The sequence below is a fragment of the Bythopirellula polymerisocia genome (genome assembly GCF_007860015.1).
GTDB classification, from domain to species: Bacteria; Planctomycetota; Planctomycetia; order Pirellulales; family Lacipirellulaceae; genus Bythopirellula; species Bythopirellula polymerisocia.
Genome location: NZ_SJPS01000010.1, coordinates 84,732 through 107,246, shown reverse-complemented (window position 1 = coordinate 107,246; position 22,515 = coordinate 84,732). Strand labels below are relative to the sequence as shown.

Genomic DNA, 22,515 nt, shown 5'->3' with positions numbered 1-22,515 from the left:
ATTCAACGTTGTGCAACGCTGCTTCCAGCCGTCCTGCAGATTATCCTGAAGAAATTGGGCTTCGATCCGGCCTGAGGCACAAGGGTGGAAATGCAGATGCCAAGAGGATATGACCTAGTGGGCGTATTGCAGTCTGATCGAAAGGTGCCCTGGCGTGTCGGGCTGAGGGAGGTTTGAGCGTCCGCGAGTAGCGCTACCAGATCGTCTCTAGCTCGACACTTGGGGCAAGTATGCTATAATGCGGACTTTCGCTGGATGCCTAGTCGTAAAGGAGAACTCCATTCGCTACTCAACGCACTGATCTGCTGAAGCAGCTCGTCGCCGGAGGTACCTACGGAAACCGTTGGTATAAGGTCAACCTCCACGCTCACGGCCTCGGGCATTCCGCCAAGGACATGGTTTCCGAGGCACGTAAGGCCGAGATCGACATTCTCGCGATCACGGACCATCAGACATTCGACGCCTACGAGAAAATCTACGCTGAGTCGAAGACCGAAGGCCGAGCACTGACCGTGCTCCCCGGCATCGAGATCACGACTCACGAGGGCGTCCACATCATCGCGATCTTCCCGCAGGAGTACACTGCGAAGCAGCGCGAGCACTTCATCGGCTGGCTACAGATCCCCGGCACCGGCGATACCAAGATTGGTTCGAAGAAAACGGTCGATGATGTACTCCAGCATATCGTGGATGAGGGCGGGATCGTCGTCGCACCGCACCCGTGGACTCCCAATATCGGGTTCCTCTCCTGTTCGCCGAAGATTCAGACCCGCGTCAATTGGCTTGAGACCGGGCACATCAAACTGATTCAGGTCAAACAGGACGCGCACGCCGACAAGGTCACTTACATCGGCCACGACAAGGACGGCACTTGGGTCAACCGCTACGTCCTCAGTTCGGCTTCACCTAAACAGATAGCAGAGAGCACCTACTGCCTGGCTCCGTTCAACCGAAGTGATGCTCACGAACCGTCAGATATTGGCGACGGTTGCTCGTGGTTCCGCATGGAAGCTCCGACCATCGACGGGCTGCGGCAGGTGGCCTGCGAGCCTCGCACCCGTATCTCACTAGATGAACCACTGGCTGCAGTCCACGATTGCATCCTTGCCGTCCGTGTCCACGGTGGGTACTGCAAAGATCAGACTTTCTGCTTTAACGAATCGCTGAACTGCATTGTCGGTGATAACCATGCCGGCAAGTCAGCCATCTTCGACTTTATCCGGTTCGTGCTCGGCCACACTGAAGACCCGACGGATGATAATTCGAGGCTGACACTGCTGCGACGCTTGGAAAGTATCCTGCAGGCCGAAAGCAAGGTCGAGCTATTTCTCCGCTCCAACGGCGAGCACTACGTCTTCGAGCGTACGTTCCGACCAACGACGAGCGGCAAGGACGTGACCGGCTGCTGCGACCCGGCGATTGCCTACGTCTACGACGAAGATAACGAGAATCTAGAACCGGCAGACGACTTTTCCTTCCAGATCGAGGTCTATGAGCAGGGTCGCATCGGTCTCCTTCGCAGCGACATCGACCGGCAGATGGAAATGCTGGACGAGTTCGCAGAACTCGACAGCACGAAGGCGAAGCGCGATGAGATCTTCGGGAAGCTGACGATCAATGCCACTGCCTTGAAGCCGCTGCACGCTGAGCGTGAGACGCTGAAGACCGAGATCGCAGGGCTCAAGCGTCTGGAGGAGGAGTTGAATGAATTCAACGAGCAGCTGCCCGACGAAGCTACGGAAGGCGAGTGGGGCAACGCTGTTGCCGTTGTGGATGAGATCACCGGGGCTGTAGATACCATTACACTCGCGGCAGCTCAAATCCCTGACCCAGCCGTCCCGAATGAGCTGGCCGACGAAGACGACGTGCTGGTGCAGCTTTTCTCGCAATCACTTCCAGCTGTCCCCGTCGAGAAGGTGGCCGACCGGGAGGCCATCGTGGCTTGGCGAGAAGATACCCAGAAGGGTCTCAACGAGATCGAGGCCGCCCGAGCGCAGCTGGTCGGTGCTATCAAGAGGCTCAGCGATACGCATCAGTCGCACTTGAAGCCGTGGAAGGCGAAGCACGCCGATCACGAGAAAGAGATTGCCGAGCAACTGAAGAAGAGTGGCGTCGAATCGCCGACGCAACTGCGTCAGCAGATTGCGTCACACCGCGCGAAGATCCGTAAGATCAAGGAAAAGGATCAGCCCCGGCTTGGCAGCGTAGAGACTGAAGTCAGCCGACTGGAGAACGAGCGGGATACGCTGCGGAAGCAGCTGCAAGTCGCCAACGCCACGATCAGGAAGACTCGATCGGACAAAGCCGAGGAACTGAACGGTGCCTTCGATAAGAAGATCGTTGTCAATGTGGAGGCGAGTGGCGACACACGGCAGTATCTCGAATCGCTACGCGAAATCTGCGACGAGATCACCAACAAGTACCAGCGAATCCAGAACCGCGAACAGCACCTCCGGAACATAGCAGCAAACGTTACTCCATTGGAGCTGGCCGAGGCAGTATGTAATGACGGCGCGATCGCCAGCCGACCGGGATCACCGTCGCTGCTCGAACTGTGCGACCTAACCAAGAACACTCAGGAAGTGCTCTGCACGATCGGATGCGACATCGAGCTGGTCAACAAGATCGAGACCATCGAGGTTCCCGATGTTCCACGCATCAAAGTAAAACGCGAGGGCGAAGAGACATATGCAGATCTCGCTACTGGCCTGTCACCCGGTGAGCAGAGCGCAGCAATCCTAACGCTGGCGCTTCAGACCCGGTCGCGTCCTCTCATCGTTGATCAGCCGGAAGACGAGCTGGGATACTCCTACGTCGTCAACCTGATCGTCCCCAAGATGCTGAAGGCGAAGTTTCTTCGGCAGCTGATCGTCGTAACCCACGTCGCCAACATTCCCGTCCTTGGAGATGCGGACTACGTGATCAAGCTGGAGAACCGGCCGCACGCCGATACTGGCCGTCAGTGCGTCGTGGTTGCCGAGGGCTGCTTCGAGCGATCTGAGGTTACGACCGCAGTCGTGCAACTAGAAGGCGGCGAGCAGGCCTTCCGGTTCAGACAGCATCGTTATTCACTTACGAAGATGAGCGAGGTCGTGCCAGCCAAGGCTGTGGAACAGAAGTTGAAACCAACCCTAGCTGAGTCACCAGCCGCAGCCGCAGACGTTTCCGCCTGACGAACTCTGATAGTATGGCAACTAGCTGAGACGCGAACCTGCGCAGGCCGTAAACACCTAACGGGTTTCAGCGACACGTCCCCCGATGTTTATAAGGGCAACTGACGCGTCGAGGCCGCTATCTGCCTTACGTCGCTCAAATGCCGCGCACGACCGTGCCTCGCATTGACTGCCGTTCTTGCGAGTTGAACAATGCACTGCATGAATTCCGAGGTCGCGACAATAATTGCAGGCTGGCTGAAGAAAGCCGAAAACGCGGTTGTCTTCACGGGCGCCGGCGTCAGTACCGAGAGCGGGATTCCCGATTTTCGCTCGCCCGGCGGCGTCTGGTCGAAGTACCGCACCGTCTACTACGACGAGTTTATGGCCAGCGCCGACGCGCGATACGAATACTGGCGACAGAAGGCGGAGGGCGATCGTGACTTCGCCGACGCACAACCAAACAACGGTCATCGCGTGATCGCCAAATGGGAGCGCGACGGCATGATCCGCGGCGTGATCACGCAAAACATTGACGGGCTGCACCAGGTCGCCGGCAATCAGCACGTCCTCGAATTGCACGGGACATCGCGACAGATTCTCTGTCAGGACTGCGGAACTTCCTCCGACGCTGCCCCGTTGATTGCTGAGTTTTTAGAGACCGACCGGGTTCCCGCGTGCCGTATATGTGCCAACGGTCGCTTGAAACACGCGACGATTTCTTTCGGTCAAGCACTACCTGTGGAAGTGCTCGAGCAGGCGGCCGCGTGGTGTCGGCAAGCAGATCTGCTGTTGGCGATCGGCTCGTCACTGGTCGTGTCGCCGGCGGCCGACTTGCCCATGCTTACGAAACGAAACGGGGGCCGGCTGGTCATCATCAACCGCGATACCACGCCGCTGGACGTGATGGCGGACAAAGTAATTCAAGAATCGATCGGCGTCACCCTTTCGGCAGTCGATTACCGCATTGTGTAGCAAGTCTCTGCCATGAAGGGCACAGTCCAGTATTCCTGCAAAAAATGCACACTGAGTTGCTTAAGAATTATTGTCCGTCGCAAAATCGCTTACGCTCCGTGGCTCCCATCATTCGAATTGATTTCTAAACTGCCTCAGCCCTAAAATACTGAGGTTTCATCGAGCCACCCTGGACGCCATTGGTTGATACACAACTGCTGGCGGTGAAAACGACCTCAGCAACTAAGCTCGCTGCTCAACTGAGCGAGGATGATGCATCCGCCGCGCTTTCGAGAAACCTGTAAATGCAGGCGGTGGAGAAAACCTCAGCAGCTGGGCGACGCGATTCTCTCCCGAAAAGGATGGCAGTAGTGTCGCCTGTTTTCGGATCGAATGGGCATCGTGGCGGCTACGCGTCATCAGCCGGCAACGGGTCAGCGGAGTGAGCAGAGTTGGCGGTGAATGTTAGCGCCCAAACGAACGCGACTGCGAGACCAAGACAGAAAACTTTCATAGCTTGGCTTTCGGGTATATGGACCAAAAAAAGGGGGTGCAGTCTGGATCGACCGCACCCCCCCAGACGATCTGTTTACTCGCCGCCGACGGTCATGTTCTTGATCTGCTTTTCTAGTGACTCAAGACTCCAGTCGCCCGGCGTCTGGCTGGGCGGAAATTCCTTCATGCTCGTGAGGAACTTGCTGGCGACCACCTGCATCGGTCCGAGCACATAGGCACGGTCGATCATCCAGTCGTGGTAGGTGTTTGAGTTCCCGTACGCCTTTTCGAACGGGTCGCGGCGGAGGTTGAAGAGCAGCGGCATTCGTAGATGAACCAAAGGCTCTCGCCATACATCCAGTTGATGCGCACGGTTCTCCAGGTAGGTCGCCTTCCAGTCGTCATAGCGGACGGACATCACGGCGCCATCGTCGCCGACATAGATGAACTCGCGGCGGGGCGACTTGTCGGTCTTGCCGCTGAGGTAGTCGATCAGGTTGTACCCGTCGATGTGGTTCTTGTATTGCCGCCCATTCAATTCGGCACCCTTGAGGAGCTGTTCCTTGATGTCGGGATTGCCAGCGGCGGCAGCGAAGGTCGGCAGCCAGTCTTCGTGCGACACGATGCCGTTGAGCGTGACACCTGCCGGGAAGTGACCAGGCCATTTGACGAAGCAAGGCACGCGGAAAGCGCCTTCCCAGTTCGAGTTTTTCTCACCATGGAAGGGGGTGGTGCCGGCGTCAGGCCAGGTGTTGTAGTGCGGGCCATTGTCTGTGGAGTACATGATGATGGTGTCATCCGCGAGGCCGAGGTCGTCGATCAGTTTAACGAGTTCGCCGACCAAAGCGTCGTGTTCGATCATGCCATCAGTGTATTCGTCATTACCCGGATGGCGGTGCTCCTTCCGCACGTGGGTGCGAAAGTGCATGCGAGTTGCGTTCCACCAGCAGAAAAAGGGCTTTCCAGCCGCGGCCTGGCGCTTGATGAAGTCCTTTGCCGCGGCGTTGGTCTCATCATCGATCGTCTCCATGTGCTTCTTTGTCAGAGGTCCAAGGTTTTCTATGACCTGACCGCCCTGGCCATCGGCCTGGGACTTGATCATGCCACGTGGTCCGAAGACTTCGCGAAATGTCTTACCGTTGGCCAGGACCATGTCACCGGGATAGTCCTCGTTCTCCGGCTCTTCCTCAGCATTGAGGTGATAAAGACTGCCGAAGAACTCATCGAATCCGTGCACGGTTGGCAAGTGTTCGTCGCGATCTCCCTGGTGGTTTTTTCCGAACTGCCCCGTAGCATAGCCCTGGCTTTTTAGAACCGTGGCCATGGTGCAGTCGGTCTTCTGCCAGCCTTCGGCGGCGCCGGGCATTCCCACCTTCGTCATGCCTGAACGAACCGGTACCGAGCCGCTGATAAATGCGGCGCGACCGGCCGTACAGCTCTGCTGCGCGTAGTAGTCGGTGAAGGCGACGCCTTCCTTTGCGATGCGGTCGATGTTGGGCGTCTTGTAGCCCATCATGCCACGGTTGTTGTGGCTGATGTTCCACGTGCCGATGTCATCTCCCCAGATGACGAGGATGTTTGGCTTATTTTGAGCTCGCGCGGCACTACATAGGACGAGGCACATAGTCATCGCGACAAAAGGCCGCAGTACGCTGGTGATCATGACAGGTATCTCCGTGGTCCAGATGAGTTGAGTCGACTGACGATGAACAGCGGTGGGGTGCAGCACCTGCCACCCGGCACACGAATCGCCGAATTATAAACTTAACTCGCTCTGCTTGCCTGTCAACATTCCCTCCAGTAATCTTTATTGATATTGTGATTCCCGTAGGGTATCACGTGATAAATCAAGCGAATCCCCGGAGTGAGTTCGATGGCGGAGCCAAAAGATCTGCGAAATCTCGTTGCTGTCTATGAACACTGCCACTTTGGCAAAGCGGCCCAAGAAACAGGACTCAGCCAGCCGGCAATCACGAAGTCGATTCAACGTCTGGAGAAGGAATTCGGCTTAGCTCTTTTTGACCGGTCGCGATCTCACGTCGGGCCGACCCCGATCTGCGAGGCTATTGTTTCACGCGCGAATTCCGTTCTCTCCGGGTTGGAGAACTTGGACCAGATGGTTCGTATGTTCCGTGGGCTCGAAGCCGGATCGCTGACCATAGGTGTCGGTCCGGCGATGTCCGAGTCTTATATTACGCAAGCGATTGGCTCGCTGGCCCAGGACCATCCTGGAATTCAAGTGGATGTCCGGGTCGACCACTGGAAGCAATTATCGGAGTGGATCATTTCCGGAGAGATCGAAATACTTGTCGCCGACCTCGCAGAGGTAGCGGACGATAAACGTTTTGTTGTATCGCCCCTGCCCGCTCAAGAGTTTATTTGGTTCTGTAACAGTCGGCATCCTTTGGCCGAGAAAGAACGGGTGTCGCGTCACGACCTATTACAATATCCGCTGGCGACGCCTCGGATGCCTCCTTGGGCCATCGGGTGGTTCCATGCTGTGCTTACCGAAGAGGAACGGAACAGCGGCAGTGTGCCCCTGCCAACGATTCGATGCGAAAACTACTCAATGCTGAAGCGCATCGTTTTAGACAGCAACTGTGTGAGCGCTGCGTTGGCTGCTACCATCCGACCGGAGGTGCAATCGGGCTTGTTAACCACTCTACCGGTCGATGCCGCCTCGTTAACGACAGAGGCCGGCATAGTACAGTTGAGCGACCGAACACCATCGCCATTAGCGAATGCACTCGTCAACAAGATTGTTGATTTAGCTGCCGTTGAGCATTAAGCAAAGTAATCAGTTTCCGCGACCGACTGCGATTTGATGCTTGGCAACGAGCGTGATGTTGGAGCATCCGCGGCGACTTCAAGAACCGGCGAATCGCTGGCGTTGGCAAGGATCTAGAATTGCTTTGGGCCGTGAGAGCACTCCCTGATTCTCGCTTGGATCTGTGTTGTCGCCAAAGGTAGTCTTCGAAACACTTAAGGCTCCGTCTCGCTATCTAGCGGTCGCATTCACGCTCACCGCCGAAACGAAATTCAGCGCAGCGGTCTCGTCACCTCCTTCAGTTCGCCAGATTCAGAACTCCGGTCGGTTGGACCATCTTCGGCTAGTTATCCCGCTGGCCAACTGGCAGAGGTGTCTCCGCGCCAGAGGCACCGATGCGAGTTCACAGATTCCCAGCACCGGACGCCAAGGAGACAGCCGCCCAATCCGTAACTGCGGTCGGTGGACATCACCTCAGCATCTTACGGCCGGATTTTCGACGCGCCGGAGCGAAACTCTGACGCAGGTTAGCCCTTAGTGTGCTTTCTGCATGAATCAGCGTGGCATCCAATTCAAAACGCTCACCAACAAAAAGCAGGGGGAAGCCTGCTTCTCCTCTCCGCCTGGCCTCACTTGCTCTGGGTTCTGGCGAAGAGCAAGGTGACGCGGCTCCGACGAAAAGCAGGGAACAGGGCAGGGGGGTCAGAAGAGTTCTGTCTCCCCGCAGCCAGGGCACTGAAGCTGACGCAGTTGAGCCAGGTGGGCTTTGCGGTACTCTTCTTGCTTGGCCTTGTCAGCGAGTTCTCTGGCTTGCTGGTCGGTCAGGGCGTTCTCGTCTTGCGGTGCTGGCTCTGGCTTGTGTGTGGGTTGGTGTTGAGTCATAGCGGTCTCCTGGAAATGAAACGAAACGAAATTGTCTCCTCGCAAGAGAATGGGAGACAATTCGGCTCGGCTTCATGTTGGGCAGAGAGCCCAAACAAGAATGCCCACCGACCAGAATGCCAGTGGGCAAGCATTGAGGGTGTTAGGCTGCGTTGAGCACAACCGTCTCGGCGTTGGCCATCTTCTCAGCAATCCAGTCGGACGCCTCGGCAACGACTTGGAGAAGCTGCATCTTGTTGTCGGGAAAGAAGTTTTGCGAGTAGCCTTCCTTACCCGCGTTGGTGCTCTTCCACGACCGAGAGATGGAGTAGTCGTAGTAGACAAATCCAGTCTGACTTTGGCGTAGCCAAATGTTAGCCGCTATCGCTCCCTTTCTTACGGTATGAACGGGCTTGATTCCCACTCTTGATTTCTTATCTTTGTTGTCCATGATTCGATACCTCCTTCATGTTCGTTCAGTTCATGGACGGAAGTATCTCACGGAGTGGATTCTTACTCAAACAGCCTAAGCGGCTTCTCGATAGTCAGCAGTCTGGTGCGGACGCCTGTGTGCCTGAAAGAGTCGATACCCTTGAAGGCATCCTCTGGCAGCTGTTTATTCTCTGCTCCTATTTCCTGCATCCATTCACGGAATGCAGTGGCTTGCTTGTCTCCTCGGAAGAAGGCTCCTTCACCCATGATGGCTACCAACTTGCCGCCTGGCTGCAGTAGCTCGTAAGCGTGCATGACGTGCTCGATGTCTTGCCCTTTCTCAAAAGGCGGGTTCATCAAGATGCGGTCGTATCTGCCCTGATGCACAAGGAAGTCCGCAAACTCCACTTCATGCCCTTTGGCAACAAGTACGTCTTGCAGACAGCGGTACAGCTCAAGGCCGTGCCGATGAGCGTTCGGGTGAGCATCTCGAATGCAGTCGAGAATGTCGCCTTTGCCTGCGGAGGGTTCCAGGACTCGATGGTTGTCGTGGATGTCCGCCAGCTCCATCATCTGACGGATGATGGGCTTGGGAGTCGGGAAGAATCCCACCAGCTTCTTGCCGATGAGTTCTCGTTCGGCCAGCTCCACAGCGTCATCACCGCGTGCCTGCCCGATGTGGGGGATGAGTTCACGCAACGCAGAGCGTAGCTCGTGAATGGTGTCAATCTGAGCCCGCTTGAGGCGGTTGTAGTCTATGGCGGAACTCTCTAGCCAGGTCGTATCGTAGCCAGCCGCCTTGGCCCTGCCCAGAAAATCCGTCAATCGCACAATGTCATGGGGTTCTGTGAACTCCACATACTCAGCTTCTTTGGCAATTCGCTTGGCCATCTGGGCGGACGCCATCTTGGCCCCCTTGGAAGCGGAGCACTTGGCGACCGCTTCTTGCAAGTGCCGTTTGTAAACCGAAGGGTAGGGGTACTCGGCAAAGCGAACATCACTCAGGTTCGGTGCTCGGCCATCTTCCGCGTCAACGCGACTGCGGTAGTCGTAGATGCTTTCTGAATCGCCTTGCTTGATGCTGCGGATGTGAGCCCACTTGGCACGGTACAACACCGATTGCAAAATCTCGACGTGGGTCTTGTGCCGGATGCCATCCAGGTACTTGGCTTCCCCAGACGCCAGGGCGTCAGAGATGGAAACCAGCGTGTGAGAAAGTGCCTGGTCCGCATAAGCTCGGCCCCTAACACCTGCTTGCATGTCGGCACGGCGGGCGGTGTTTTGCAGCGATTCTTTGCTCTGCTGAATCGTCTCTTCGGCCCGCTTGTAAAGGTCATCGGCCAGGTCTTCGAGCCTTTCAGCGGCCGTCATTTGCTTTCGCTCTTTGCTTCGCTCCAGCGTGTCGCTGCGGTCTGCGTCTCCCGAAAGCAGGGAAGTGAACTTCTCGGCGTCTTCTGCGGCCGTGAACTGGAATCCAGCGTCGCTCTTTTTGAAACTCGAATACCAGCCGCCAAGCAGCTTGGCCTTGGTTTTGAGTTCCATGAAGGTGGCCCGCTCCACGCGGCCACTGAGCTGCACAATCCAGAGCGGGATTTGCTTCTTGTCGTGGTAGCCCTCTTTGATGGAGAAGCCCATCTCGTGGGCTTCCTCGGACTGAAACTGCGTGACGGTGCTCGCTTGGTTTGATTGGCGTTTGATTCTGGTTGCATCCGCCGCCAGGGCGTCAAACTGGGCGAGCTGCTGGTCGGTGAGTTCTTCGAACTTCCGTTAGCGAAGGAAGGTGTGAAACTCCTGAAGCGTCTCAGGGTTGTTTAGGGCTTTTTCATGCTCCTCGTTCTGGGTGGCCGTCTCCGCGAAGTAGGCGGCCAGGTCTTCAGCGGTTACCGCCTCGACCTTCTGAGCAACTGCCTTTTCATACGACTCGCCCATCTGGTACGTGCTTTGTAGTGATAGAAACGAGCTTCTTCGTTTCGGATCAAACGACGTGTTTTGTTGTAGGCGATTTTGGTCGGTGTATCGCACTTGTAGGCAGCTCGCAAGAGCATTGCCATGCCATCGCGAATTTGAGGAACTGTAATTGCCGGTGTCCATTTTTTTTCCGCGATGTGATTCACACACCAAGAACCAAGTCAAAGCGTTCTACCGCTCCACGAAACACTTGAGGCGCTACTTCACACTCTGCCAGCATTGCCTCTTTCCGCAACTCAAATCGTCGTTCCATGACATCCATCTCCTGAACGGGTTCTTGTTCAGAAGTCTAATTACCAAAACCACTTACGTGCCGCTATGCGGCTTTGGACAGTAAAACTAGCTAACACTGGACAAACGATTCATCCGCACTTTAGGACTTGTCGTACTGCGGTGGATATCAATCCAATAGTCGTGCGAAATCTTAGTAACGTTCTGGGGTATCTCTAGAACACCACGCAAAGATGAGGTATGCCCAATTCTAGTGATTAAAAGCGTATCATCGTCCTACCAAGTGGAAATGAGACAAAGTCGAAACCTAAACGTGACATGTGACCGCAACGCACTTAACTCAATCCTTCGTGAAGAGACGCTCAACAAAGATAGCCCCGCATTCGCATCGTTAAGATGATATCGAATTGAATTCGATTGCCCTTGACCGCTCATCTTCGACCTCCGAAAATGTGGGTTGATTTAGGCTCACGGAAACCGGCGTTATACCGGGGCCACGGTCCGAATTTCGCAAATCATCAGTGCCAAGTCTGCCGCTTGACACTCGCATTTTGGTTTGGCCATGGTGAAGACATGCGTTCAGTACAGCCAATTTGGATTCTAGTCTTCTTCGAAGCTTGCTTTCCGATGAGTGGATGTGACCGATGGCCTGCCGTGCGAGCAGAAGAGGTTCGCTCGCAGGGTAATAGCGCAATTGCTGCAGTCCAAGGCTCCACTGACGCGGGTGAAGAATCGCAACTTGTGCGGGTTCGGGTGTCGCAGTTTCATATGGGGATGATGGTCCACCTGACGCTCTGGGCCCCTTCGGTCGAGGAGGGTCAACTAGCCGCAGCCGCAGCTTTTGACCGCATTCGGCAGATCAACCAGATGATGTCGGATTTCGAACCGGGAAGCGAGTTGTCTCGGTTATCCGGCCATGCCGGAATGGGTTCGGTGGCGGTTAGTCCGGAATTGTTTGAAGTGCTTCAGTTTGCGCGACGTTTGGCTGAATTGACCGATGGCTTGTACGATCCGACGCTCGGTCCGGTCGTCCGCCTTTGGCGCAAAGCAAGAGAGTCGGGACAACCGCCTCACGCAACCTTGTTAGAAAAAACACGTCAGCTTGTCGACTACCAGGCACTCCTACTCGATTCGAACCAACAGACGGCAGAACTTATGCGGCCCGGCATGCAACTCGATTTGGGAAGTATCGCCAAAGGCTACGCGGGCGACGCGGCCTTGCGGATTCTACGAGAGCAAGGCATTCGCAGTGCTGCTTTCGAGGCGGGAGGTGATAAAGTCTTTGGCGATCCGCCGCCTGGAGAAAAAGGTTGGATGGTCGAAACGCCTCAGCCAGAGGCTAAACCGATGCAGCTAGCCAATTGCGCAGTGAGTATTTCAGGCGATACGGCTCAGTTTATTCAGATGAATGGCCGGCATATCAGCCACGTGATCGATCCTAACACGGGCTTGGGAGTTTCCTCCCGGCGAATGTGCATCACAGTCGCACCGCGCGGCTTGCTTTCCGATCCTTTAGCAACTATCGGTACGATTCTACCGCAGGCGACATACCATGCTCTCCTCAAAGAGCATTTCCCCGAGGTTCGTAGTACCATTTTTCCGGGGACTGGCGACAATTTCATTGAGAAACCGCGTATTCCGTCACCTACTGGACCTCCGCAACTACACGAAAGCCGACCCAAGGGGCGTTGACAAACCACCAGATGCTTTTGGGATTGTTCGGGTAGTCACGGTTCCAATCGGGGTGTTCGACGTGCCGACCGACGCCGAGTTCTTCGCGGTCGGAATCAAAGTGGCCCCCCCGGGCAACGCGTTCCTCGCCTGTTTCGGTGACCCACTCACAGACGTTTCCGGCCAGATCGTAAATGCCGAGATTATTGGGCTGGCCCGAGGCAGTTGGCTTGGTCGCCCAATCGTCGATGTCCTCGTCGAACGAGTTGTCGACATAAACGGCCAGACGTTCGGCCTCCTCAGCCGTTGGGGGTGTGTTGAGGTTTCCTCCACCTAGCTGGTAGATGTGCTCCCATTCCTTCTCGGTTGGCAGGCGGTAGGTCTTGCCCGTCTGTTCGCTAAGCCACTGGCAATAGAGTTCGGCTGACAGTCGGGACATGCTCAAGGCGGGCCGCCGATCCATGCCGAAGCCGCGATCGACTGCCCCATACGGGGGGCTGGGCCGGAGTTTCATTGCCCGCAACTCACCTAGCGGGTCAGGGCTTTCCAGGTCACGGCCATCGACCCAGGGCATGAATTCGTCCCAGGTCACTTCGGACTTGCCCACGTAGAGCGGGGGAATACCACCCTCTTGGTCGCCAGGAACCAGAATTAACTCGAACGGGACTTGGGTGGCAGGGATCGTCTCGATGTAATGAGACGAAAGTTTTGAAGTGTCGGTTGACTCGTTGGCTGGCGACTCAACCTCGCTTTTGTCAAATGGCTCAAGCTGGCTCTTCTCCTCCAGCGCAGCAACCTTCTTCTCGATCGAGAGGAGTTTCTCCTCTAACAGGCCGAACCTTTTATCGATCAGGGCAAACAGCTCTTCAGACTGGGCCTTCTCTTCAGTTTCAGGTGGCTCCTGCTTCTCAGGGGTGCGGTCGAAAGTGGCATTGATTGAACCATCCAGTGCAACCAGTTCCGAAATATTATCGTCCGTTAGCAAGCCAAAGCCGCCGCTATCGACGAAAAGGACATTGAAATCTTTGCGCTGCAGGCTGAACTTGCTGTGGAGTGTGAGCCCCGACGGCGTGAACTCGATTTTCGCGGGAAAGGAGATCGAGCGTTCGATGCCATTGAGTAAGAAGTTTCCTTCGATTTGGTGAGTGGCATCTTCTTGAGCGCTGTTCTCCGGAGCGCCGGGGGTAATCGACGTGCTGACGAACGTCGCCTGCGGATGCTCTTCGACTTGAAAGAATCCTTTGGTAAGCAGCGCATCGGTCAGGAGGTCGTGCTCACTCCAGAGAGAGCCGACGTCGACCTGCAGCTCGAGCTGCAAGAGTTTCTTGGCTGTAGGTTCGACCAGCATACGGCCCTGCAACTGGCCACCGAGCGCCCTATTCCACCCGCCCATCACAGTGACGGTCTTGCCGGCAAGGTTCTTAGCACAGGTGAAACCAATCTTCGTGTTTTCGGCCGACAGAGCGATCGCAACGCTTTCGCTGGGCGCGTCAACCGCAGCAACATGTTTTGCCTGACCTAAGTTGGCGCGATCCAACTTTTGGGCAACATCCTCGCCGCTGGGTATCAGGGCGTAGACCAGGCCGCCAGCAACCACGAGCAAGAGCAAGTATCTAAGTGCCTTCTTCATCCACTTCTTCTTCTCTCTTAGGAACCTTGATTCCTCGTTATAGAACTTGTGTCACGCCAGGGACTGCAATCGGATAGTTTCCTTCGCTGTCAGGCAAGACGGGTGCCTGGTCCTCGAAACTGTGGTAACTGCCCGGATCGGCAAATGCCTGGCTCGAGGCCAGCGCTTCTTCCAGCTTAACTACCTTGCCGGAATAGGTAGCCATGCGGCCCAAAATCACGGTCATTGTGCTCTTGGCTCCATTCTCCGCATTGTTATAGGGGGTACCAGAGCGGATGGCGGCGAACAGTTCGTCGTGCTCCACCTGATAAGGGTTGGGAGTTGGGCCGCGGTAGCGCCATTTCTCTTCGCCCAAAATTCTGCCCTTGCCAATATCGGCGGTGCCGTTGGAGCCGATCGCTTGAATGCCTACGTGATTCCAACAATTGGGGATGTGTCGGCACTGGCTGATCATTTGAGTGCCGTCTGGGTAGGTGAATTCTACCATGTGATGGTCAAAAATCTGACCCGTGTCCTTGCCCTTGCGAACTTGGCGGCCCCCCATGCCTTGAGCTTTGTCAGGATAGTCTCCCTTGAGCCAATTGCTGACATCGTGGTAGTGGATCGCCTGCTCGACGATATGATCGCCACAGAGCCAGTTGAAATAGTACCAGTTGCGCATCTGATATTCCATTTCTGAGAGTTCTCGCCCAGCCGCCTTCTCCAGGCTGGCCCGGTCGCGCACCCATACGCCAGCGGCGTTGAAATAGGCTTGCGTTTGGAGGATGTCACCTATTGCGCCTTCATGCAGCCGTTTGATCGTATCGCGATAGAGAGAATCATGTCGAAACTGAAAACCGACGCCGACACAAAGCGACTTCTTCTTAGCCTCTTCCGCCGCGGCCAGCACACTCCTCACCCCGGGTGCATCGACGGCCACCGGCTTTTCCATAAAGACATGCTTGCCTGCCCTCACTGCGGCATCGAAATGAAGCGGACGGAAACCAGGTGGCGTAGTCAAAATGACCATGTCGACTCCCGAATCGATTGCTTGCTGGTAGGCGTCAAAGCCGACAAACTGCCGTTCCTTCGACACATCGACTTTCTCGCCCAATCCTTGGTGTGCCTTATCATCGTTACTGTCTGCCGGACTCTTGGTGAGCTGTCCAAGACAAGCTTGCAGTCGGTCCTCAAACGCATCGGCGACTGCAACCAATTTCACATTACCCGGGGTGTTGAGCGCTTGCGAGGCGGCCTGCGTTCCGCGGCCACCGCAACCGATGAGCGCTATGCGAATCGTATCGTCTCCGGCAACGTGGGCTGCACGGGCGATGTTGAGTCGGCTAGCCAACGTCCCAACAGCCACGGCAGCGGAACCCGTGCGAAGAAATTCCCGGCGGGTGGTGGAAGACATATCCTGGGGAGTATTGCTAGTATTCACGATGGTCTCCTTTATGAAAAAAGTGGTGGTGTCCGCCAGGTTGCGCACATTCGTTTCAGCTTATCTTTGCTTGGCAGGAAGGGTCTTACAAAGCCAGTCAACCCTCAATGCCTACCTAACATCCGCTAAAGTGCTAATGTACGTAAAGTGACGTGAATCTGGAAGTTACCCTTACTTGAGTTCCTTAATCGAAATGTCACAAAACTTCACTGGGTCGTCGTGGCCGGCGAAGCCGAAGTGGCCGGCGCTTCGCAATCTGCCGGGATGCTCGTGCCCGCCCATCGTTTCAGTGACTTCACTTAAATCGGTTTCGAGTATGATCGAGCCATCCAGCTCGACTTTGATAGTCGGGCCTTCAACGGTTGCCTCTTGGAAATTCCACTCTCCTTGTGGCCGAAGATAGCCGCGCACGGCCGGGACCATACCGTAAGCCGACCCGTGATACTGGCGGACGTCGAGATCCCTGTACTTTGGGTGCTCCGAGTCGAGGATCTGGAGTTCACACATTCCATCGTTCCACGCGCCTCCCTCGCCTGGATAGCGGATTGCTAGTCCATTATTTCCCGCGGGTGGCAGTTGGAACATCAGACGCACGACAAAGTCATCGTAAGACCCATCCGTATACAACACTTCCCCATTTCCACGCCCCTTCTTGCAATACAGAGACCCGTCCTCGATCTCATATTCGGAGACCGCCCCCCGCCACCCAGTGAAGTCTTTGCCATTAAAAATCGACTGAAAGCCCTCCGGATTTTTGCTCGCCAATAACTCGTTTGCTTCCTTAGCAGGGATCTCACGGACCCATATATTCCGCCAGCGGATTTCTCCGCCATGCGTTTGCAATTGGATCGGCCCACTGCTTGAGAGAGGTCGTTTGCGATCCCAGAAGTTTTCCATTATGGCATGATCTACCACCAACTGGTCGTTGAGCCAGACTGAGGTCCGCGCCCCCACTTGGATGATATGAAGTTGATTCCACTCGCCCAAGGGGCGATCCGCCAAGACAATGGGGTCTTTGCATGGGGGAGCCCGGCGAGTTGTTCCAAAGACCGCCTGATCCTTTATCGGCACCGAGTTCCCATTTCCCAGCAGTTTTGGTGGTATCCCATATTTGGACCTGGGGCGAGCCGCGCAAGTAGACGCCACTATCGGCAAGGGGGACCGTTTTGTAGTCGATCCACAATTCGATATCTCCATAGTCTTGATCGGTTGTCGCATAGACTCCGTGCCCGTCGTTGACTAGTTCGCCTTGTTCGACGATCCAGTGTTCATTGAAATCTAACGAGTCTTTCTTAATTTTCTGTTCCTTTTCCGCGTCGCTCATTTTCTGGATCACTTGGGGATCGGTATGCCCCATGCCATGCCAGCCGTCGAGATCGATGCCATTAAACAGCGCGACGGCATCCTTGTGCGGCTTCACATCTTTAGCAGCTGAGAAACTGGGGCCAGCGAGCACTAGTAAGGCGAATAGAAGAATCCGAAATGACATTGCAATAGCTCCGAACTGATCTGATTTCGATCCAATTTATTTGGTGATGTCAAGCATCAATTGCGACCCAAGTATTCATTAAGGATTTCCGTCAAACCAACCTAATATTATTTCAGTAAGCACTTGTTTCGCGGTGTTGCTGGGGAAATTGGGTTGCCCCGCATTTTTTTTCGGAATCCCACGGCCTCAAGGCAATTCATGCGATCGGAGTTCCCTGAATCCAATGGATACTTTTTCAGTTCCCAAAAACTGAGAAAGCCATGAGTGCGATCATAGTTACTTCCCCCGAAACCTCATCTCTATTGATTCATACCCATCTTAGACAGCTCGAATCTACACGTTCTTTTGCAGCAAGCACTTACGGCTCGACGGATAGACTATGGCATTTCACGCTTCTCCTCCATTTCAACGTATAACAAAGAAGTTGAGACAATTGTGGACTCATTAGAGCGTGCGAATTTTAGAAGATGGGCCAGAGGCTATCGGGGGAAGATTGATCTTTACTCTACTTCTATCAGCCGCACTCTGTGGTTGCCACCAACCGTTCATATGATTTCGCATCCAAATGGCACACGGAAGCATGAGCGTCAGGTCGCTAATACGGTAAAAATGACTGGCTCGTGTAAATACAAGAGTTCGGCTTAAAACCTAAGCAGCCACGGCCATTCGGCAGCGACGAATTGTTAGCACCCTAGACCTTTCACCGGCATAAAAAAACTTAGGAAAACCAACAAACTGAAAAAAAACGCTGGAATATCATCACACAATTCACCACTTTGGGAATGTCCTAGTTCAAATGGAGCTAGTCAACAAGACTATTCCCTTCTATGGAGCTACAATAGCAATGGAATTTAACGAGTTGTGCAGACCCTTGCTCACGTTTGTTATTCCGTTGGCCGGGACCAAAGCGATATCAAAACTAGGCGGCTCAGATTTTCACGTGTCAATATAGTTGAGTATATGTCAATCAAAACCACACCAACCTGCCACTCAATGCACTCCACTTACTCAAAAGGAGCAATAGCATTCTTGCCTAGTCCCGAAAAAACCGCATCAAAGCTAGTATTCGATTCTTTATCGTTGTGTGGGGCGGAGGAGTACGTGGATTGCGATTCCAAACCCTCGCCTGTGTAACTTGTCCAATCTCTTACAGGAATACTGAATACGTAATCAAGAACACCGACTGAGAGTGGGTTTGACTGAGAAAAATCTTTCGTTTCCTCAACGGGAATCTTATTGACGTACAATCGTTGAGCGACATTCACTCCCGTGGTGATCCCGAACATCGATTTGGTGTCACTAAAGATAAGTATTGGACTAGTGATATCATTTGACATCTGGTGACGTGGCTCAATTTGAACATTGAGCGGAGCCGACTGGGAACCATATGCCTCTTGCCATAGGATCAGGTCGAGCCCATTCACTGCAGCATCGTTGTTCGCGTCGCCGTCAGACACATTGGCTCCAGAGACGGCTCCAAAGCCTCGCTGCCATTGGAGAAAATCCCGTCCGTCGACGTCACCATCCGTGTCGAAATCTGCATTTTGAGGTTGAACAAGCGCGGCAATGATTTCGTTTGCTTGTTGTTTGGCAGAGTCGTAGGAAAGATTGTCGTAATCTAGCAAAGCATCCTTGTAAGTTTGCTTAAGCTGCAGGAGACTAGGCGAGATTCCCTGCTTAATCGCTTCATCCTGTAATAGCTGGTATGCGTGAGAGATGGAATTGCGAGCGTTTTGTCCAGCGTCTATACTTAAGTTCAGCGCTGAGGCATCAATGTGCTTCAGCTTCACTCGCATAGATTCACCGGATGCTAGCGACATGCTAATGCCGGAGGCCAAAGTACTCGCTGAATAGGGTTGCTGTGTGACAACTCCCAGAGAGTCTTCGAAGGAGAGGATATACTCTCCGGCTGCTAAATGATCCATCTGCAAACCGAAAGTCTTGCTCACTTCCATTGGGTTGTAGGCAATGAATTCACGTTCAGTCGATGAAATTGCTTTCTCCACTCCCTCAATAACATCTAGGCTGACAATTAAAATCTCCTGATCGTCGGATTTGGCATACGCCTCGTAGAGCAAGTAGTTCCATAAGGCACCCCCAGTCATATATATGCGGCGTCCACTAACTCCATTCTGACCTCCAAATTCAAACGTGTAATAGTCTTCGATTGGGAGGTAATCAGCTGCATGATTCAATAGTGTTGGATAAGCAAGAGCGTTGTCTGATTGCACAGCAGGATAAAAAGAGAAACTATTGATGCGTTGCAGATTCAGGATTTTGAGCACCAATTCATTTGGTTGAGATTCATGCTTTAGAAGTACCGTTAAGGGTAGGGTAGCCTCTGAGTTTTCCCAGGGTGACCCCGTGGTGACTCCCGCATGATTGCGAAATAGGCCTGCCGTACGTAATTCCAGATCTTTGGAGTCTGACAACAGATCGCTTTCATACCAGTAAGTCATCCTGACGAGACTATTCAAGAAATTGTCGGCATATAATTCGTACTTCGCATTACCTGTAAGTTGATGCAAAGAAGTGGCTGCCGCAATTCCCCAGGCATTGCCAAAGATCTCGGTGACTGGAAAGTCTACAACATCGTCATAGGTAGTTGTATAAACCGAGTTTGAGATGGTGTACGACAGGCTTGTAAAAAAGGAATCGAGGGCAACAGTTGCTTCGTTCAGATAGGTTGCGTCACCAGTCAGTTCATACGCCTGAGTCATGAGATAGGTAAAAGTGCCAATCTGCCAAGGTTCATTCACGATTCCTAGCGCAGGAACATCTTGCTGAGAAGAAGGGAGCTTCGCGACAGGATCAAACCACTGGGGAAAGTTGTAATTTGTATTGTGGGCATATTCGATAAGGCCATCCATTGCCATCAGGAATTTACCGGCAATAGCTGGATTAAAATCATCGGGGGCAAGCATCCGAGAAGAATTCAACGTTTCCAAATGAAACATAAAATTTTGCCAACTCATCTCAAATGGTCCGACGTGAGCGGGCATGCGTGTCCCATGCCGCATTATTCCCGCAATTGGGTCGAAAAACATTGGGAGTGCGTTGGCTTTTTCAACGACAAAATCGTGCCGGGAACTATCCTGATGGAGTCGGTCATAGGCAATCCAAGGAGCCAAGTAGTTGTTGACCGTGGAAAAGTCCCAAGCTTCTAGCACGCTATCACGGTTATGAAAGGGATCAAGACTCGAACCAACTGCCGTATCAGTACTCACATGGAGGGCATCAATTATATTTTCTTCGAACAGCGGGCCATCTTGCCATAAGGCAGAAGCCGACCAAGCTTGAATACTCTGATCGCCAGGAAGTGAACCATTGGCTCGGCCTGTAGCTGCAGTAATTGTATAGGTTGTTCCCGCTCGGATCGTAATTCCAGTGGATCTGAGCATAAAAGCGTCATCATCCAGATAGACTAAGGTATTCTGACTAGCAGGTGCTGCGAGTGGAGTGACTAAATTGAATAGATTGCCAGGACTGTTCGGAACTAAAAGTCCGCTATTTGCCAAACTCGCACTACCAAGATTCCAGCCAGCATCCGTAACCTCGCCCTCAGTTCCTGGCGCAAGCCCCGTTTCAAGGCTGTCGACAAAAACCTGACTTCCACTCTCTATGACGCGAAAATTATCCCAGTAGACTCTTCCCGGATCGCCCCCATCATAGTTGGATATAAGGATCAACAACTCCTCGCCGACGCGTTCAGGAAAGTTATTGGAGTTGAACGAAATACTGTTATTCGTCCACCCGCCTGTTGGTGCTGTGTTCCACGAACCACTATCAGAGAAATTCTGAGCAATGAAGTTCCGGTTCTCAAGATTCGTGACATCGTCCCATACAATGCCCTTGAGTTGGAGATTACTGTCAACTCCTGCCGCAAAAGTGGTCCAATCGGTTGAGTAGGGTGCCAACCGATTCGAAGGAAAGGCAGCAGTGGAAGGATGCAATGGGGCAAAGGAATCAACCATCGTATCGAGACCTTCGAGTCGAGTCGGTTGGTCTGGTCGAGCGGCAGCGTGCAGATAGAAATCAACGACCATTTCCCCAGCAGGAATCGTACTTCCCCCATTGCTAATTGCCCGGAGTCCGATCCCGGTTTGTCCCCCTGCGGAATAGGACTGTACACGCACGTCTTTGAACCGCCTCAAATTGCTCTGCCCCATCCACTGCATATCTGACATATCAAAGAATACAGCTGCTTCGACGCCTTCATCCCAAAGGTAGGCTGCCGGAAAACTATTGCCCCAGTTCACATCGTCGGTTCCAGTATAGATGTTCGATGGCCCTTGGTTCACTTGCACATCAACGCCTGGCCGATTCATCCAGAGCATTGCAGATGGTTCGGGACCGCTGATTGTCAGAGGAGATTGCAGGTCAAGGGTAAAGCGGAAGTGTAGTAGATTGCTGTCATTTGTCCCTTCCACAAGAAGAGTAAACGGATGCCCCTGCGTGGGATGAGTGCCGCTGAGTTCGACAGCCAGATCAGTCGCCGTATTGGTCAATACATTGACGGAAGTAGGATTCAAGTCGAATGTTGGCCCTCTGAGGATCGGCTGCTGTGCATCGAAAAGCGACTGCCAATGCCCATTGTCCCAAACAAAAGTTGATAATCGATATTGGCCCTGAAAGTCTTTTACGAATGACAATCTCTGTTTAGGGTTCGTGATTTCCACGGCATTTGCTGTAACTGTCACACCAAAATCATTCGTTGGAGGTGCTTCGGAGTTTGGGTACAGAAGACCACTATTGGCAACCGTAGAATTGCCCAGATCCCAGCCGGCATCCGTTACGTCGCCTTCACTTCCTGGCGCTAGGGACACTTCTAAACTATCGAAAAAAACCTGATTCCCGTCCTCTAGGACTCGGAAATTGTCCCAATAGATAGCTCCTGGATCTCCCCCACCGTAATTAGATACCAGAATTATTATCTGTTCACCTATTAGTGCGGAAAAGCTGTCCGCTTGAAACTCAAAACTATTGTCCACCCATTCACCGGGAGAAGGTGAATTCCAATGACCGCTGTCGGAAAAATTTTGACCTATAAAATTTCGATTGCCAACGGTTCCATCGGGTGTGCTAAATGCCTGGAGACTTTGATCCCCCAACGGTTGGTCGTTGGCATTGCCTGCTGCCCCTACAATCGTATACGTCTTGCCTGCTTGGATCGTGATTCCTGTTAACTTGGCGACAAACGTATTGTCGGCTGGTCCTCCATTCACACCAAAGTCATCGATGTAGAGTAGTACATTTCCGTCTGCCGGAGAGGCTAAAGGGTCTACGCAATTGAACAAACCATTCGCTGAAAGAGCGATGCGACTCTCCAGGTTTTCAAACTTTAATCTTCGGCCCAACCTCATGCTCATAGTTTTCTCCGGACAGCATTCTCATAGAAGTGTTTAGCAAATGGAGTGAGGCGTTCGCACTCTAGTAGTGATCAAG

General features: G+C 53.6%; 13 protein-coding genes and 1 pseudogene. 4 read left to right on the top strand and 10 right to left on the bottom strand.

The window, feature by feature from the left end:
• Positions 1-395 precede the first annotated feature (395 nt).
• Together Pla144_RS22040 and Pla144_RS22035 are read left to right on the top strand one after the other, a co-directional pair.
• Positions 396-3,173, top strand: coding sequence for an AAA family ATPase (locus Pla144_RS22040; protein WP_146452867.1), 2,778 nt, complete (start codon positions 396-398; stop codon positions 3,171-3,173).
• A gap of 201 nt (positions 3,174-3,374) precedes the next feature.
• The gene (locus tag Pla144_RS22035; RefSeq protein WP_146452866.1) at positions 3,375-4,127 is read left to right on the top strand and encodes an SIR2 family NAD-dependent protein deacylase; all 753 of its coding nucleotides are present in this window, start codon (positions 3,375-3,377) and stop codon (positions 4,125-4,127) included.
• Between the two features lie 568 nt (positions 4,128-4,695).
• Here the strand turns inward: Pla144_RS22035 and Pla144_RS22030 are convergent.
• Positions 4,696-6,225, bottom strand: coding sequence for an arylsulfatase (locus tag Pla144_RS22030; RefSeq protein ID WP_146452880.1), 1,530 nt, complete (start codon positions 6,223-6,225; stop codon positions 4,696-4,698).
• A gap of 249 nt (positions 6,226-6,474) precedes the next feature.
• Here Pla144_RS22030 and Pla144_RS22025 point away from each other — a divergent pair, with 249 nt between their 5' ends.
• Complete coding sequence (locus Pla144_RS22025; RefSeq protein WP_146452865.1) at positions 6,475-7,389, top strand: LysR family transcriptional regulator; 915 nt, start codon at positions 6,475-6,477, stop codon at positions 7,387-7,389.
• 681 nt (positions 7,390-8,070) lie between these two features.
• Here Pla144_RS22025 and Pla144_RS22020 read toward each other — a convergent pair.
• The 4 genes from Pla144_RS22020 to Pla144_RS24850 form a co-directional block, all read right to left on the bottom strand.
• Entirely contained in the window at positions 8,071-8,250 is a 180-nt protein-coding gene (locus Pla144_RS22020) for a hypothetical protein (protein WP_146452864.1), read from the bottom strand.
• Between the two features lie 142 nt (positions 8,251-8,392).
• A complete protein-coding gene (locus tag Pla144_RS22015) occupies positions 8,393-8,680 on the bottom strand; it encodes a hypothetical protein (protein WP_146452863.1) in 288 nt (95 codons plus the stop codon).
• Between the two features lie 62 nt (positions 8,681-8,742).
• Positions 8,743-10,296, bottom strand: a complete 1,554-nt coding sequence (locus Pla144_RS22010; RefSeq protein ID WP_146452862.1) for a type I restriction-modification system subunit M — start codon at positions 10,294-10,296, stop codon at positions 8,743-8,745.
• Between the two features lie 132 nt (positions 10,297-10,428).
• Complete coding sequence (locus Pla144_RS24850) at positions 10,429-10,752, bottom strand: hypothetical protein (protein ID WP_197530933.1); 324 nt, start codon at positions 10,750-10,752, stop codon at positions 10,429-10,431.
• Positions 10,753-11,487: 735 nt separating this feature from the next.
• Between Pla144_RS24850 and Pla144_RS22005 the strand changes: the two genes are divergently transcribed.
• A complete protein-coding gene (locus Pla144_RS22005; protein WP_197530932.1) occupies positions 11,488-12,552 on the top strand; it encodes an FAD:protein FMN transferase in 1,065 nt (354 codons plus the stop codon).
• On the opposite strand, the gene Pla144_RS22000 is transcribed toward Pla144_RS22005, so the two are convergent.
• From Pla144_RS22000 to Pla144_RS21985, 5 genes and pseudogenes are all read right to left on the bottom strand, one after another.
• Positions 12,506-14,161, bottom strand: coding sequence for an SUMF1/EgtB/PvdO family nonheme iron enzyme (locus tag Pla144_RS22000; protein WP_146452860.1), 1,656 nt, complete (start codon positions 14,159-14,161; stop codon positions 12,506-12,508). The two genes, Pla144_RS22005 and Pla144_RS22000, sit on opposite strands and share 47 nt — an antisense overlap.
• A gap of 37 nt (positions 14,162-14,198) precedes the next feature.
• Positions 14,199-15,581 (bottom strand): Gfo/Idh/MocA family protein, encoded by a 1,383-nt coding sequence (locus Pla144_RS21995; RefSeq protein WP_231936497.1) that lies wholly within the window; start codon positions 15,579-15,581, stop codon positions 14,199-14,201.
• A gap of 171 nt (positions 15,582-15,752) precedes the next feature.
• On the bottom strand, positions 15,753-16,778 hold the full coding sequence (locus Pla144_RS25340; RefSeq protein ID WP_261342337.1) for a 3-keto-disaccharide hydrolase: 1,026 nt from the start codon (positions 16,776-16,778) through the stop codon (positions 15,753-15,755).
• Positions 16,678-16,938, bottom strand: a pseudogene (locus Pla144_RS25335) (family 16 glycoside hydrolase); the annotation flags it as partial. The pseudogene Pla144_RS25335 and the gene Pla144_RS25340, both read right to left, overlap by 101 nt.
• Before the next feature lie 1,136 nt (positions 16,939-18,074).
• The gene (locus tag Pla144_RS21985) at positions 18,075-22,439 is read right to left on the bottom strand and encodes a hypothetical protein (RefSeq protein WP_146452859.1); all 4,365 of its coding nucleotides are present in this window, start codon (positions 22,437-22,439) and stop codon (positions 18,075-18,077) included.
• Positions 22,440-22,515 lie beyond the last annotated feature (76 nt).

What these genes read in the sequence shown, in the direction of transcription:
- Pla144_RS22040 (WP_146452867.1), top strand. Translation starts at nt 396, where the DNA reads ATGGTTTCCGAGGCACGTAAGGCCGAGATCGACATTCTCGCGATCACG.
- Pla144_RS22035 (WP_146452866.1), top strand. Translation starts at nt 3,375, where the DNA reads ATGAATTCCGAGGTCGCGACAATAATTGCAGGCTGGCTGAAGAAAGCC.
- Pla144_RS22030 (WP_146452880.1), bottom strand. Translation starts at nt 6,225, where the DNA reads ATGTGCCTCGTCCTATGTAGTGCCGCGCGAGCTCAAAATAAGCCAAAC.
- Pla144_RS22025 (WP_146452865.1), top strand. Translation starts at nt 6,475, where the DNA reads ATGGCGGAGCCAAAAGATCTGCGAAATCTCGTTGCTGTCTATGAACAC.
- Pla144_RS22020 (WP_146452864.1), bottom strand. Translation starts at nt 8,250, where the DNA reads ATGACTCAACACCAACCCACACACAAGCCAGAGCCAGCACCGCAAGAC.
- Pla144_RS22015 (WP_146452863.1), bottom strand. Translation starts at nt 8,680, where the DNA reads ATGGACAACAAAGATAAGAAATCAAGAGTGGGAATCAAGCCCGTTCAT.
- Pla144_RS22010 (WP_146452862.1), bottom strand. Translation starts at nt 10,296, where the DNA reads ATGGGCTTCTCCATCAAAGAGGGCTACCACGACAAGAAGCAAATCCCG.
- Pla144_RS24850 (WP_197530933.1), bottom strand. Translation starts at nt 10,752, where the DNA reads ATGGACACCGGCAATTACAGTTCCTCAAATTCGCGATGGCATGGCAAT.
- Pla144_RS22005 (WP_197530932.1), top strand. Translation starts at nt 11,488, where the DNA reads ATGAGTGGATGTGACCGATGGCCTGCCGTGCGAGCAGAAGAGGTTCGC.
- Pla144_RS22000 (WP_146452860.1), bottom strand. Translation starts at nt 14,161, where the DNA reads ATGAAGAAGGCACTTAGATACTTGCTCTTGCTCGTGGTTGCTGGCGGC.
- Pla144_RS25340 (WP_261342337.1), bottom strand. Translation starts at nt 16,778, where the DNA reads ATGGAGATATCGAATTGTGGATCGACTACAAAACGGTCCCCCTTGCCG.
- Pla144_RS21985 (WP_146452859.1), bottom strand. Translation starts at nt 22,439, where the DNA reads ATGAGCATGAGGTTGGGCCGAAGATTAAAGTTTGAAAACCTGGAGAGT.